Below are 14,085 nucleotides of genomic sequence, written 5' to 3'. Positions count from 1 at the left end.
ACATAGGGCAAGTGCTTTTTTGTTATTCGTCTTCTTTGCGAGAAGTAGAATTTGACTGAGTATTTGAGCTTTGAGAATTGGCTTTCTCGTCGTCTTTCTTTTTATCTTTATTGGCATCGCTCTGTGAGTTGCTGTTTCCATTTGTACTGTCTGAGCCATCACTTGAACCGCCATTGCCGTTTTCGGTATTTCCGCCTTGATCTTTTTTATCATCAGGCTTCTGCTCATCAGTGCCGCCTTGGTTTTGATTATCATCTGTTTGATCTGTTTGCTCATCATCAGGTTGCTGTGGCTCTTCTTCTTCTTTGTTCTCATCATCTGCTTTTTCTTCCTCTTCTTCGTCATCTTTAATGGTGAGGAAGGTAGAAGCAGCTTTACTTGTGACATCGTCTACAGTCGCTGTCACTTGGAATTTATAGGTGGAACCTGGCTTCACATCAGAGATGACGGCTTCTTTAGAAGAGCTGTTTTGAATGTCTTTATAGCCTCCATCATCGACCGCTTGCTTCACATTAAATGTTGCATCTGCATCGTCATCATAACCCCAAGTGAGTGTAATCGATTTTTTCTCTTCATCATACACCGCTTTTAAGTCAGATGGTTTGTCAGCTTCTTTCTTTTCATATGTGTCAGAAACTTTTGTTGGGACAGTTCCTTTGACGAAGTATTCCGTTGTCTTCTTATCACTTGGTGTGTTTGGTCCAGCTAACTTCGCTGGATCTGATCCTTTTTCAACCGTTGCTTCAACGACACTGTCTGGCTTTTCAAATGAGCCGCTTCCATCATCAATTTGAGAAATTAATTTCTGGAAGACAACTTTGGCAACACGTTGTTCATAATCCGTGAGCCACATTTTGCCGTCTGCATCTTTTGAGTTGCCGATTCCGGTCCACACAGCTGCTGTGTATTGCGGCGTGTAACCGACAAACCATGAATCTTTCGCCCCGCCAGAAGGGATGTTGTATTTATTAATATCATCTTGTGTAAAGTTGGTTGTACCTGTTTTACCAGCTACTTGAACATTCGGTACTTGTGCGAGTGTACCTGTTCCAGATTGTACAGCAGTTTTCAGCATATCTGTGATCATAAATGCAGTGTAATCACTCATGGCTGCTTTAGAGTCTGGTGTTAAGTCAAGCTTCGTCCCGTCATTAAATTCAACAGACGTTACGGCATGCGGTTCATTATAGTATCCGTTGTTACCGAATGCACTAAATGCACCAGCCATTTTAAGAGATGAGACACCTTCGTCAAATCCGCCGATTGAGTAAGACTCAGGAATGTCAGAAGGTAAGTCCAAACCTAAGTTATTGGCGAATTGAACAGCATTGTCTGTACCAGCTTCTTGGAAAGCTTTTAAAGCAGGGATGTTTCGTGATTGTGCCAAAGCACTTCTCATCGACATTTTCCCTAAGTGTCTTCTGTCAAAGTTGTTAATTGGTGTACCGTTAGAGTACGTATAAGGCGCATCATCAATTTGCTGATATGTTGACCATTTTTTGTTTTCAATTACAGGGCCGTAATCTAAAATTGGTTTAATTGTAGATCCCGGCTGGCGTTTTGCATCAGTGGCATAGTTAAAGCCGCCGGCTGGCACATCACGACCACCACCAATGGCACGAATTTCACCATTTTTTGTATCCAGCAGGGTGACTCCAGCTTGCATACCTTTCGTAAATCCGGCTGAATCCCCATTGATGATGTCATCCAGATGATCCTGAGCTTTTCGATCAAGAGAAGTATAGATTTTTAATCCATCTGTTGATACATCTACTTTGGCTTTTTTCTGTACTTCTTCCATGACTTCTTCAATATAAGCAGAGTACTTACTTGAGTTTTGACTCTTATATTTATCAGCTGAAACAACTGTTTTGCTGACAGGTGTTGCTTTTGCTTCCTCATACTCTTTCTCTGAAATATAGCCTTGTTTTTTCATTAGGCCTAAAACGATATTACGGCGTTTTTCCGCTGCCTCTGGATGTTTCACTGGGTTATAGGCAGATGGACTTTGCGGCATACCTGCAAGTGTGGCAGCCTGTGCAACAGTTAGTTTATTTAAATCTGTCACTCCGAAAAATTGTTCAGCCGCTTTCCCAACACCATAAGCATAAGGAGAGAAGAAAATACGGTTTAAATACATTTCTAAAATTTCATCTTTAGAGTATTTTTGCTCAAGCTGAATCGAGAGCCATACTTCCTGTACTTTACGTTTTAACGTCTTTTGATTGTTAAGCAGGGAGTTCTTCACAACCTGCTGTGTAATCGTACTTCCACCTTCTGCTCCAAAACCGTCCTCGACGTTTGCGACAAGAGCACCGCCAATACGGATAGGATCAATCCCGTGGTGTTTATAAAAACGTGCATCTTCAGTTGCAATAAACGCGTCTTTTACCACATCGGGTATATCTTTAATCGAGACATACGTTCTTTTTTCCGCCCCGACTTCTGCAAAGACTTTTTTGTCTTTATCGTAAAGTTTTGAAGAATACGGCGTTTTTAGCTTGCTATCATCAATAGAAGGAGCGCTTGATGCAAAAACGGCAAAAGTTGTGATTCCGGCTACTAAACAAAGAAGACCGATCACGAGTAAAGATAAAAATATTTTTTTAAATAGACCTGCTTTCTTTTTGCCTTTTTTGTTCTTTTGCTTCTTATTGTTTTCTTGACTTGCTTTACGTCGCTGTTCACGACTTGTAAATTGATCAGACATCACATCTCAACCTTTCGTGTTAAACCTTTTTCGAACGTAAATGTTGCTTCCTGTCATCCGAAAAATGAAGTGTCTCCACTACTTTAATATAATCAATTCTTGGCGAATATCCAAGTGTCATGAGGTGACCTGCTTCCATTAATTCATCTTTGCTAATGGATTTACGGCCGTTTTGCTGCTGCCGCTCCCAAAAGAAGAAGAGGTCAGTAGCGGACAAATAATAAACGGAACCAAATGCGGATATAATAACAAAACAAATACCGCCTTGCTTTTCAACCTGTTTCATATGCTCAATTTGATGGTCGTGGAAATTTTTGAGCGGAAACGAGGTGGTGCTTTTGGTTTCCTTTGCTTCAAAATCGATATAACGCCCTTTGTATACCCCGTTGTAGTCTGTTGTGGAGGATTGTTTAAAATAGGCTTCTTTAATGACAGCAGCGCTTCTTTTTGGATAATCCACATTGACAATTTGAACAGGGGTAGGCTTTTTATGAATGACTGCGATCCCGTTGACCAAATAGTACTGGTTCGTTTCATTTAAGTCAGCTTCAAGCGTCATCCCGCGGTTACTATAAGATGATTCGCCGCTGATTCTTTTTTTTGTCCCAATTTGTTGAATGGGCTGATACGATTTTCCGTTAGGATACCGAATCATCAAGTTTCAGCCTCCTTTTAATGCATTTTGTATTGGAGAGATCACCATGTTGTCACAACAAGAGCACATGATTACCCAGCATATTTTACATGAAACGAAAGCGAAAAATAAGGACAACCTGACAAGGACAAATGCGTACAAGCGCTTTTATGACCGTCATCCAGAGATGAAATGGTCTCTGCTTGCTTCTTTTGTCTCCAGAAATGCTGGATGGTCGATGACAGATTTAAAAGGCGAGCTCTTCCATCCGGGTTTAACGGATCAGCAAGGGCATCTGTTCTTTACAGCATATGAAAGAGCGAATTGGCTGATCTTTTCAGATGCTTACCCGCAGCTTCTCTTGTATGAATGGTCAAAAAGGTGCCGTAAACCTTTATTTCATCTGCTGCCCCATTTCGGTGTGTCTCGTTTTATGAGCGCTGAGTGGGAACGATTTTGGCAAACGCGTGACACAGAGCGACTGCTGCATGCACTCATCATAAATGAACAATATACTATACAATCTCCTATTATACAAAATCCTCTCCTGAAAAAGAATGTTTTTCACTCGATTCAATATCTTTTCAGCGAGTGGGCACATTTTCAAACCGTCGTTTTTCCGACAGTAGACGGGCATTTGTATGGGTTAACCATACGAAAGTTTTCCCAAGTAAAAGAGCGCATTACGTTAGGGAAAAAACTAGCAAAACTATTGTTTCGAGCCGATTTGTTTTCGGATTTTTATCATTTTTTGCATACCGTGCCGCATACGGGATCTCGATTTGATTTTGAACCGTTTTTAGGGATTGCGCGAAGGTCAAGCCCTTTCCTCAGAACGGTGTATCCAGTCATGACACATTCATTAGACGATCAAAGGGAAGATTGGTTTCAAAAGAAATTGAGTCCATCCTTGTTTGAAGCAGAGCGTTTACCAAAACAAATTGAGCTGACCGACTGGTATTTTCATAAAAAAAGGCAGCTTCGTTTTCTTTTCTCATTAGAACACTATTTTTTGCATAAATAAAAAGCAGGGGGTACCTGCTTTTTTTACGTGGATGGACGGTTAGGACCGCCGAGCTTTTTATCAAGCTGATCTGTACTGTTTTCTTTCCCTTTTGTTTTTTGCTCTTTTGGTGCTTGCTGCTTTTTCATGACATCTACCTCCTTTGTCCTTAGAATTTACACAATCGGACGCGATCATACAAAGAAGGACAAGCACGTGTCGAAATGGAAGAAATTGCGCTTATCTTCACTTAGATTGGCGATTTAGTTCTAGTTTTGTCATGTATGAAGGAGGGAGCAAAAGAAAAGAGAATGTAACGAGAGATGATAAAGGAGGAATCTGATGATGAGCGAATTTGTATCAAAAGAATCCATTATGCAGTTGTTAGAGGAAATTGAGCGAAAGATTGATGCGGTGGAAGAAGAACTGTCTTTAGCTGTCAAAAAAACAAAAAACGCTGCCGTAGAGGAGCAAGAACAAATCATTGACCGTCTTGAATCTGAAGTGAAGGAATGTGAATTGAAAATTCATGCAGCAGAGTATAAGCTGCAGGCAAGACCCGCATATCACGCCGGATAGCTTTTCTATTTGAGCAATAAGTAAACGTTTGATAGGATGGTTCATAGAGGTGAACACTTTGGACAATCAAACATTACTTAAACATACACAAGAGTTGATCACGTGGATCGAAGAAGCATACGAGCAGTACCTAAAGGGAAAGGCAGAAGAGGAATACCCAGTTTATGATTTTTACAACGATATTAGCCCGGCCGTTGTCAAATTTGATCAGCAAATGGAAGAGTGGCTTACTGCTGCTACCTCATTTATTCATCAGGCCAAACCTAGATACTTACATCAAGAACAGCTTGAAGCCGTCCAAGAAAATGGAAAAGAGGTTGTGCTGCAATCTTATTTTGGCAAACAGCATGCACCTCGTGTGAAAAATTTAGTTGAGTCAGTGATTTATACACTGAACCTTTTAATAGAAGAAATCAACAAACGCAGCTGATGAAACAGCCTGCGTTTTTCTTATGGCTGCTGTAGGCACATCTTCTGCTTCCTGAACATAATATATCATTGACTTCAATATGTTTTCAGAGCGAGAGGAGCGAGATACATGTTCCCTTATTCAAACCAGCCATCTTATGAAATGAATCAATTTCAGCAACGGCCTTTTCCGTATCCAGATATGCAGCAGCCTCCGCAGCCTCCAGAATATTTCATGCCCCCATATCAAGGTGAAATGAACCAGCCGCCGTCTGCAGGTTATCAGCCGCCTTTTGGATATCAGGAAAACTTCCAGCCTTATCAGCCGCAGCCTGAAGCAATGAATCAGCCGCAAATGCAGCCGCCGGGCATGATGCCTATGCAGCAGCCTATGAATCCTTATCCTTTGCCAAGGCCGCAAAAACAGCAATCATCTCAATTTAAAAGTGTGCTGTCACAATTTAAAAAAACGAATGGGCAATACGATTTTAATAAAATGTTTGATACTGCTGGACAAATGATGAGTACAATGAATCAAGTGGGCTCATTGGCGAAAGGATTTACTAGTATTTTTAAAGCTTAGCAAAACCCAATAGATATTACATCTATTGGGTTGCAGCGTGTAGACAAACCCCCGCATTCGGTGTCAGTCCTGCGCTTCGGTGCTCACGAATGTCAAATTCGCTCCGCGCCGATGCTCGTCCTTCCTAGACTGCAAAGGTTTTCTATCACGCTGAAAAGAAGACAAAGGGCTAAAATAAACAACATTTTAGCCCTTTGTCAACAATCTGAAACCCAATAGATATTACATCTATTGGGTTGTTTGTTTTGGCGCAGTCACACGAAGTGATTGATCTTTCCAAACGCTCTTCATATTGGTTTCATCTATTTTTGCAGGCATTAAAATGGTTTTGGTAAAGCTTGAATAGGAGGAAGTCGTGTCTGTTTTGATTTTTTCCTGTACCGATAAGTGTAAATATTGCGCTTTCACTTCTAGTGCGATATCACCTTCGACAAAATGGTCTGGAAATCGAATCTCAATATATACATATTGATCATCTTCTGTCACATCAGTTGTAATGGATGCAAGTGAATGGCTCGTGGTCATCAGCGCCTCTGCACTATTTAAAATGTCGTGAAACGGCGATGATGCAAAAAATTGTTCAATTGCTTCATATAGAATGTCTTCATTTGCTAACAACTCGTGTTTCTTTTCACTTTCATGTTTCATTTGAATCACCTCTCATCTACAGCCTATGCAAAAGGGGCTCAGGCGGTTATCAATTGATGAGAGGAAAAAATTATGATTAAATAGTGTTGAATGAAGCAAGGTGTATGGGCATGAAGGTTTATACGCTGAATAGATCTAGAAGCAAAGCTTGAAGGGAGCAAATGAACATTGCTGAAAAAAATATTCGGTTTCGGAAAAAACCAAGATGATGTAAAGGAAGAAGTCATTTATTCTCCAGTTGATGGTGAGTTAATGGATATGACCGATGTACCAGATCCCGTTTTTTCTCAAAAGATGATGGGAGACGGCGTAGCTGTAAAACCAAAAAACGGAACCATTGTGTCGCCAGTAGATGGTGAAATTATTCAACTCTTCCATACAAAACATGCAATTGGGATTCGAACACTCTCGGGGCTTGAGCTTCTGATTCATATCGGACTTGAAACGGTTGGATTAAATGGTGAAGGCTTTGAAGCACACATAAAAGAAGGGGATAAAGTGAAAGCAGGTGATCCTCTCATTACATGTGATTTAGCGCTGATTGAAGAAAAAGCGGCAAGCACAGTGACACCAATTGTCATCATGAATGGTGATTTAGTAGAACATCTTGACAAAGAACCTAATGGGTCTGTAGAAAAGCAGACGTCCAAGCTTTTTACAGTGAAAATGAAATAATCCAAAAAAACTACCCTGAGTTGATAGGGTAGTTTTTTTGTTGAGGGGATTAATCCTCCATTGGAACCCAGCCTTTACTTGCTTCCATGACAGTCCATAAACCCTCTGGAATCATGTACTTGTCTTTTTGACTGCGTTTAATGACGGTCTCAATCTCGTTTTCTCTGCCTTCTTTAATCTTTACTGCCCAATCGGGATCAACAATGACTTCTCTTGCAACAGCGATGAGTGGAATCCCTTGATTGTATGCATTCAGTGCATCCTCAGCTGTAATGACGCTACCGACGCCGATGAGTGGAAGCGTGTCACCACAGCGCTCTTTTAATAACTCCATCCGCGTCTTACTTGTATCAGCACCACGTCTTGCCTTAGCGTCAATCTCCATTAAAGAAATATGCAAGTAATCAAGGTTTTTCGTCTTAAGTACGTCCACTAAAGTAAATGTTTCTGTCATGGTTAAACCAGGTGTTTCTGGTTCTTCAGGTGATAATCGATACCCAAAGATAAATGGTTTTGTTACATGCTCTTTGATTGCTTCTTTCACCGCATCTACAACTGCAATTGGAAATGCGAGACGTTTTTCTTCGCTTCCGCCCCATTGATCTGTACGCTGATTACTATGCGGGGAGTAGAATTGCTGTAATAAATATCCGTTCGCTCCATGGATTTCGATCCCATCAAATCCTGCTTGGATTGCGCGCCTTGCTGCTTCTTTAAATGAGTCGATGATGTGAGGAATTTCTTCTTCTGTCAAAGCTCTCGCAATTTGTTTTCCATCTTTAAATACATCACTTGGCGCAACGACATCACCGTTTGGGACTAAATGAGGGAGAGCCTGAGAGCCGCCATGATGAATTTGCATAATGGCTTTTGTTCCTTTCGCTTGAATCGCAGAAGCAAGCTTTTGAAGGCCAGGTATATCTTCATCCCTTGCAATAGAAGGCTGTCCTTCAAACGCCTTACCATCTGGCGTCACGTTTGCACATGCGGTGATGACCATGCCCATTTCGCTTGATCTAGCGGTAATAAAATCAATTTCTTCCTTTGAGATCGTGCCATCCTCATGAGAACCGAAGTGTGTCATTGGTGCAACGACTAAACGGCCATCAATAGAGGCACCCCCTGGGAATGTAAAAGGTTCAAATAAAGGCTTAAATTCGTTTTTCAATCTGATCATCTTCTTCCTTGATAAAATCATTTCACTATAGAAGTGTAATAGATATTGTTACAACACATCAAAATATTTGCTCACAAGCGGTGCATCAAAAAATTGCCGCCTAGTCATGCAAACAAATATTCGGTACACTAGAATGAGAGGTGGATACCAGATGAAGAAGAAAACAATGAATGAACTCATAGAAGATTTAAAAAAAGATGAACAGGTCGAGCATTGGCATGAAATTGAAGCGAAGCCTGCACTGACTTCTCCAATTCCTGAAAGAGTCAATGACAGGCTCAAAGTGGCGCTTGAAAAAAGAGGTGTGAGCGAACTGTACATTCATCAAAAGGAAGCCTTTGAACGTGTGATGGATGGTGAGAATGTGGTGACTGTGACACCTACAGCTTCAGGTAAAACGCTTTGTTACAATCTGCCAGTTCTTCAGTCGATCGCAGAAGATCAGACAAGCCGCTCCCTCTATTTATTTCCAACAAAAGCACTTGCGCAAGATCAAAAAAGTGAATTAAACGAAATCATTCATGAGATGGATGTTCCGATTCACAGTGAAACCTATGACGGGGACACCTCCCCAGCGATTCGCCAGCGCGTCAGACAGGCAGGACATATTGTCATCACAAATCCAGATATGCTGCACTCAGCGATTTTGCCTCATCATACGAAATGGGTCAGTTTATTTGAGAACTTAAAGTATATTGTCATTGATGAACTTCATACATACCGAGGCGTGTTTGGCAGTCATGTCGCCAATGTCATTCGTAGACTAAAGCGAATTTGTGCATTTTACGGAAGTGACCCGACCTTTATTTGTACATCAGCGACCATAGCGAATCCGAAAGAGCTTGCAGAGCAGCTGACCGGAAGCAAGGTGCATCTCATTGAACGAAACGGAGCACCTAGCGGTAAAAAGAATTTTGTCTTTTACAACCCGCCAGTCGTCAATAAGCCATTAAATATTAGACAAAGTGCGGCCACTGTTGTGAATCAGCTCGCTAAAACATTTTTAAAAGAAAAAATTCAAACGATTGTTTTTGCTAGAAGTAGGGTAAGAGTTGAAGTCATCCTAAGTCATATTCAAGAACTAGTGAAAAAAGAAATTGGTCCTAAATCGATCCGTGGTTATCGCGGGGGCTATTTGCCGAAAGAGCGGCGCATGATTGAAAAAGGCTTAAGGGAAGGAGACATTCTCGGTGTTGTCAGCACAAACGCACTAGAATTAGGAGTAGATATTGGACAGCTAAAAGTCTGTATCATGACCGGATATCCTGGCAGTGTAGCGAGTACGTGGCAGCAGGCTGGACGAGCTGGAAGGCGTCATGAGGAAGCACTCATTATCATGGTCGCAAGCTCATCGCCACTTGACCAATATATTGTCAGACACCCTGAATACTTCTTTAACAGACCACCTGAATCGGCAAGAATCAATCCTGAGAACCTTATCATCCTAGTCGATCATCTAAAATGTGCGTCCTACGAGCTACCGTTTCGAGAAGATGAACAGTTTGGCGGTATGGAAGTAGAAGAAATCTTGCAATACTTACATGAAGAAGGGGTTCTCCATTTCAGCGGCAACCGTTATTATTGGTCAGATCAATCGTTCCCGGCTCATGGCATCAGTCTGAGATCTGCAAGTCAGGAAAATGTCGTCATTGTCGATCAATCCGATGTAGCGAATGTTCGAATTATTGGGGAGATGGATCGATTCAGTGCGATGACTTTACTTCATGATGAAGCGATTTATTTACATGAAGGGGTTCAGTATCAAGTGGAAAAGCTAGATTATGAGCATCTTAAGGCTTATGTGAAACAAGTCGATGTAGAATATTATACAGATGCAAATTTAGCAGTTCAGCTCAAGGTGCTTGAAATTGATCAAACAACAGAGAAAGAGGCGGTATCTGTTCACTACGGTGATGTGACCGTCAATGCAATGCCGACTATTTTCAAAAAAATTCGATTATCAACCGGGGAAAATATCGGTTCCGGCCCGATTCACTTACCTGAAGAAGAGATTCATACGAGTGCTGCTTGGTTTGAATTACATGAAGCAGAGCGGACATTTGAAGAAAAAACACTTGAACAGCTCTTGCTCGGTATTGCCAATGTTCTTCAGCATATTGTTCCGGCGTTTGTCATGTGTGACCGTTCAGACATTCATGTCATTTCTCAAATAAAGGCAGCCCATACCGGGAAACCGACCGTATTTTTATATGATCATTACCCAGGTGGAATCGGTTTAAGTAAAGAGGTCCAGGCTCGCTTTGATGAAATTGCCCGTGCAGCCACTCAGCTCATTGAGCGATGCAGCTGCGAGAACGGCTGTCCATCTTGTATTGGCATGGAAATGAAAGAGATCGATGGAAAAAGCAGTATCATTCAATTGATGGCAGGATTTTAAGGGAAGGGGGAAAAGACGTACTCATGTCATTAAAAGGAAAATTAAACAGAATGAAAAAACACCTGTCGCACAATCAGTCAGATGAAAAGCGTGGGGCAGTAAAAGAAGGACAAACGCCCACTGTGACGGCTGAAACCATTCCATTTCTAAAAGAGTGGGGGGAATTAGGTGCAGCTCCTTACTACTTTGAAGACTCTTTCTGCCTCATTCGGGAAGTGACCTATCCACTTGACCATCAGCATGGGCGATATTCATTTGCAGAACTGCCGGAGATGGTGAGTGCATGGAACAAAAGTGAGATTCAGCATTCTCTTTCTGCAAAAGGCTACAAGCCTCACGAGCTATTTTTCTTCGATACAGAAACAACAGGACTATCTGGCGGAACGGGAAATATGATTTTTCTGCTTGGGCATGCGAGAGTTTATTCAGATAAAGTGGTGGTAAAACAACATCTGCTCACGAATCCAGGAAATGAAGCGGCACTTTACAAAAGCTTTCTTAGTGAGGTGGATGTCGAATCACTAGTGACATATAATGGAAAATCATTTGACTGGCCTCAAGTCAAAACGAGGCATACATTATTACGCGATCAAATACCTGCTCTACCTGAATTTGGTCATTTTGACCTTCTGCATGGGTCAAGGAGATTGTGGAAACATAAATATGAGCGTATGGCTCTTTCGGTTGTAGAAAAAGAAGAACTGCACGTCAATCGAGAGGGAGATACACCGGGGTTCCTCGCACCAATGATCTATTTTCACTTTTTAAAGGAACAAAACCCGAAACTGATTGAAGGAATTTTGACTCACAATGAACTTGATGTCTTATCGTTAATCAGTCTCTACATTCATTTGTCTAAAAAAATCTTATCCAAAGATGCGGTGAAGGAAGAAGATGAGAAATATGCATTAGCTAAGTGGCATCTTGCTCACCGTGATGTGCAGGAAGCAACAAAGCACCTGCAAGAATTAACGGGAGCAGCGTTTGAGCATGCGGATCAAGCAGCTTATGATCTATCATTACAGTACAAGCGATTAAAACAATGGGATGAAGCGGCATGCATATGGAGGCGTCTATTTGAATCAAGTGATGTTCATTTAAGATTAAAAGCGGGTGTAGAGCTAGCAAAGTATGAAGAACACCGTCAAAAAGACCCAAAAGCAGCCCTTTCCATTACCCAAACATTGTTATCACAATCGTCTTTAAGTGAACGAGACATTTTGGAACTTGACAAGCGAGAAAAGCGGCTCTTAAGAAAAGCTGGGCAATGAAATTATTGCCTGGGAAAGCGCAAAAAATGACAACGTTCGGCTCTCGGCCGAAAATAAAAATTGTTTAGCACTTTTATTGTAGAAAAGTCACGAATCCTGTAAAATAACGTTAGATATTGAATGAGGAGCGTAGAGCATGTATAAGGGTCTTTTCTACTTGTTTTTTCTTGTTGTCATATTGGTCGCGTTTGTGTTTTCAAACTATAAAGATGTTTTTCTTGCAAACTTTTAAAATAGGTTAATGCATTAGTACATGTACACCTCTTGATTCATACATTATTAATGTAAGAAAATCAAGGAGAGGGGAATGCTACATGTACCATCATCATCATTGCAATCCAAATGTTACACAGCCAATTGTACATCCAACGAATCACTGCTGTACGCACAGTGAGTCAACTACAATTGTGCCGCACATCCACCCGCAGCATGTAACAAATGTTCATCACCAAAATTTCCAACATGTTCACTACTTCCCGCATACGTTTTCTCAGGTGGACCCGGCAACACATCAACACTTTAACTGCGGTGGACCTTGCTGTAACAGATAAAGTGAAATGGGACTTTTATAAGTCCCTTTTTTTAAAAGCAGGTGAAAAAATGAAAATTATTGCTGTCACAGGGTACAAGCCATTTGAGCTTGGGATCTTCAAACAAGACGAGCCTGCACTTCAATACATAAAAGCGGAACTTCGGAAAAGGCTGACGGCACTCATTGAAGACGGGCTGGAATGGGTGCTCATTTCAGGTCAGTTAGGGGCAGAAATATGGACAGCTGAAGTGGTCTTTGAGCTTCAAGAGGAGTTTCCAGATTTAAAACTTGCTGTCATTACACCATTTTATGAACAGGAAGAGCGCTGGAATGAACAAAATAAAGAGCTGTATGAAGGCGTTCTTGCACAAGCTGATTTTGTAGAAAGTGTCACGCATAGACCGTATGAAAGTCCGGCACAATTTAAACAAAAGAACCGCTTTTTTATTGAAAAAACGGACGGCCTTCTCGTCTTATATGATCCCGAGCACGAAGGCTCGCCAAAATATATGATCAAAGAAGCTGAAACCTATACCGACTACCCAATTATGTATATCACAATGGATGATTTAAGAGCACAGGTTGAGGCGGAAGATCCGTTTTTTGACTAAAAGCAAGAGAAAATTTGACAACGTCACGTATTTCTGAAAAAATATACTATGAATTCACGATATGAGGTGAAAAAGATGCTTGCTGATAAAGTAAAGCTTTCTGCGAAAGAAATTTTAGAAAAAGAATTTAAAACAGGTGTCCGAGGGTATAAACAAGAAGAAGTCGATAAATTTCTAGATATGGTTATTAAAGACTATGAGACATTCTATCAAGAAATTGAAAAACTCCAACAAGAAAACCTTCACTTGTCAAAACAGCTTGAAGAAGCGGTTGAGCAAGGGAAAAGACAGCCTGCACAGTCCAATACAACAAACTTTGATATTTTAAAAAGACTATCTAATCTTGAGAAACACGTTTTCGGCAGCAAACTTTATGATTGAGTAATACCAAAAAAGCTTGTGTCAGATGACATTGTCGTTTATAATAACGCATGTTGATTAACGTTCGGGTAATCGCTGTAATGCTTTGACATTGCAGAGGAAAGTCCATGCTCGCACGGTGCTGAGATGCCCGTAGTGTTCGTGCCTGGCGAAAAAATAAGCCAGGGCAGCCTGGGAAAGGCTGACGGCAGGAAAAATGCCTACGTCCTTTTAGGATATGGCAAAGTATCCTTGAAAGTGCCACAGTGACGAAGTCTCACTAGAAATGGTGAGAGTGGAACGCGGTAAACCCCTCGAGCGAGAAACCCAAACTTGGTAGGGGAACTTTCTCAAAGGAACCAAACGGAGAGAAGGACAGAGAATTCTGTAGATAGATGATTACCACCTGAGTACGAGGCTTTTGCCGTTTGCAGTACGATGGAACAAAACATGGCTTACAGAACGTTATATCCGTTATCATAAACATGATGAAATC

Annotated in this window: 15 protein-coding genes and 1 other RNA gene; 11 read left to right on the top strand and 5 right to left on the bottom strand. The window is 41.2% G+C overall.

Going from position 1 to position 14,085, the window contains the following annotated elements; genetic code table 11:
• Nucleotides 1–22 precede the first annotated feature (22 nt).
• Complete coding sequence (locus tag AC0VYC_RS10185; RefSeq protein ID WP_025207532.1) at nucleotides 23–2,710, bottom strand: PBP1A family penicillin-binding protein; 2,688 nt, start codon at nucleotides 2,708–2,710, stop codon at nucleotides 23–25.
• Nucleotides 2,711–2,729: 19 nt separating this feature from the next.
• The gene (recU, locus tag AC0VYC_RS10180; protein ID WP_072368256.1) at nucleotides 2,730–3,365 is read right to left on the bottom strand and encodes a Holliday junction resolvase RecU; all 636 of its coding nucleotides are present in this window, start codon (nucleotides 3,363–3,365) and stop codon (nucleotides 2,730–2,732) included.
• A 46-nt stretch (nucleotides 3,366–3,411) separates the two neighbouring features.
• Between recU and AC0VYC_RS10175 the strand changes: the two genes are divergently transcribed.
• A complete protein-coding gene (locus AC0VYC_RS10175; protein WP_047945924.1) occupies nucleotides 3,412–4,368 on the top strand; it encodes a DUF2515 domain-containing protein in 957 nt (318 codons plus the stop codon).
• Nucleotides 4,369–4,391: 23 nt separating this feature from the next.
• Here AC0VYC_RS10175 and sspM read toward each other — a convergent pair whose 3' ends face one another.
• The gene (sspM, locus tag AC0VYC_RS10170; RefSeq protein ID WP_017359731.1) at nucleotides 4,392–4,496 is read right to left on the bottom strand and encodes an acid-soluble spore protein SspM; all 105 of its coding nucleotides are present in this window, start codon (nucleotides 4,494–4,496) and stop codon (nucleotides 4,392–4,394) included.
• A 193-nt stretch (nucleotides 4,497–4,689) separates the two neighbouring features.
• On the opposite strand from sspM, the gene AC0VYC_RS10165 reads away from it, so the two are divergent.
• The 3 genes from AC0VYC_RS10165 to AC0VYC_RS10155 all read left to right on the top strand — a co-directional run bounded on the left by AC0VYC_RS10165 (nucleotide 4,690) and on the right by AC0VYC_RS10155 (nucleotide 5,917).
• A complete protein-coding gene (locus tag AC0VYC_RS10165) occupies nucleotides 4,690–4,926 on the top strand; it encodes a DUF5446 family protein (RefSeq protein ID WP_024718530.1) in 237 nt (78 codons plus the stop codon).
• Between the two features lie 49 nt (nucleotides 4,927–4,975).
• Nucleotides 4,976–5,356: a YppE family protein gene (locus AC0VYC_RS10160; protein WP_234710322.1), complete on the top strand. Its 381-nt coding sequence runs from the start codon at nucleotides 4,976–4,978 to the stop codon at nucleotides 5,354–5,356.
• A gap of 108 nt (nucleotides 5,357–5,464) precedes the next feature.
• On the top strand, nucleotides 5,465–5,917 hold the full coding sequence (locus AC0VYC_RS10155; protein ID WP_017359729.1) for a YppG family protein: 453 nt from the start codon (nucleotides 5,465–5,467) through the stop codon (nucleotides 5,915–5,917).
• 228 nt (nucleotides 5,918–6,145) lie between these two features.
• Here the strand turns inward: AC0VYC_RS10155 and AC0VYC_RS10150 are convergent, their stop codons facing one another.
• Nucleotides 6,146–6,565, bottom strand: a complete 420-nt coding sequence (locus tag AC0VYC_RS10150; protein ID WP_007500867.1) for an Hsp20/alpha crystallin family protein — start codon at nucleotides 6,563–6,565, stop codon at nucleotides 6,146–6,148.
• A 168-nt stretch (nucleotides 6,566–6,733) separates the two neighbouring features.
• Here AC0VYC_RS10150 and AC0VYC_RS10145 point away from each other — a divergent pair, with 168 nt between their 5' ends.
• A complete protein-coding gene (locus tag AC0VYC_RS10145; RefSeq protein ID WP_475388393.1) occupies nucleotides 6,734–7,240 on the top strand; it encodes a PTS sugar transporter subunit IIA in 507 nt (168 codons plus the stop codon).
• Nucleotides 7,241–7,289: 49 nt separating this feature from the next.
• Here the strand turns inward: AC0VYC_RS10145 and AC0VYC_RS10140 are convergent, their stop codons facing one another.
• Nucleotides 7,290–8,408, bottom strand: coding sequence for an NADH-dependent flavin oxidoreductase (locus AC0VYC_RS10140; protein ID WP_024718533.1), 1,119 nt, complete (start codon nucleotides 8,406–8,408; stop codon nucleotides 7,290–7,292).
• A gap of 160 nt (nucleotides 8,409–8,568) precedes the next feature.
• On the opposite strand from AC0VYC_RS10140, the gene AC0VYC_RS10135 reads away from it, so the two are divergent.
• From AC0VYC_RS10135 to rnpB, 6 genes are all read left to right on the top strand, one after another.
• Nucleotides 8,569–10,815 carry a DEAD/DEAH box helicase gene (locus AC0VYC_RS10135; RefSeq protein ID WP_035391694.1) on the top strand — a complete coding sequence of 749 codons (2,247 nt, stop codon included), beginning with the start codon at nucleotides 8,569–8,571 and terminating at the stop codon, nucleotides 10,813–10,815.
• Between the two features lie 23 nt (nucleotides 10,816–10,838).
• Nucleotides 10,839–12,086 (top strand): ribonuclease H-like domain-containing protein, encoded by a 1,248-nt coding sequence (locus AC0VYC_RS10130; RefSeq protein ID WP_475388391.1) that lies wholly within the window; start codon nucleotides 10,839–10,841, stop codon nucleotides 12,084–12,086.
• A 314-nt stretch (nucleotides 12,087–12,400) separates the two neighbouring features.
• The gene (gene cotD, locus AC0VYC_RS10125) at nucleotides 12,401–12,637 is read left to right on the top strand and encodes a spore coat protein CotD (protein WP_072368252.1); all 237 of its coding nucleotides are present in this window, start codon (nucleotides 12,401–12,403) and stop codon (nucleotides 12,635–12,637) included.
• 49 nt (nucleotides 12,638–12,686) lie between these two features.
• Complete coding sequence (locus AC0VYC_RS10120) at nucleotides 12,687–13,229, top strand: SLOG family protein (protein ID WP_202394241.1); 543 nt, start codon at nucleotides 12,687–12,689, stop codon at nucleotides 13,227–13,229.
• Between the two features lie 75 nt (nucleotides 13,230–13,304).
• Nucleotides 13,305–13,610 (top strand): cell division regulator GpsB, encoded by a 306-nt coding sequence (gene gpsB / locus AC0VYC_RS10115; protein ID WP_475388388.1) that lies wholly within the window; start codon nucleotides 13,305–13,307, stop codon nucleotides 13,608–13,610.
• A 60-nt stretch (nucleotides 13,611–13,670) separates the two neighbouring features.
• Nucleotides 13,671–14,052: RNase P RNA component class B (gene rnpB / locus AC0VYC_RS10110), an RNA gene on the top strand.
• Nucleotides 14,053–14,085: the final 33 nt, after the last annotated feature.

This window comes from Bacillus sp. iso_77 (assembly GCF_056173625.1).
The sequence above is the reverse complement of the archived record's forward strand: the minus strand, read 5'-3'. Positions and strand labels throughout refer to the sequence as shown.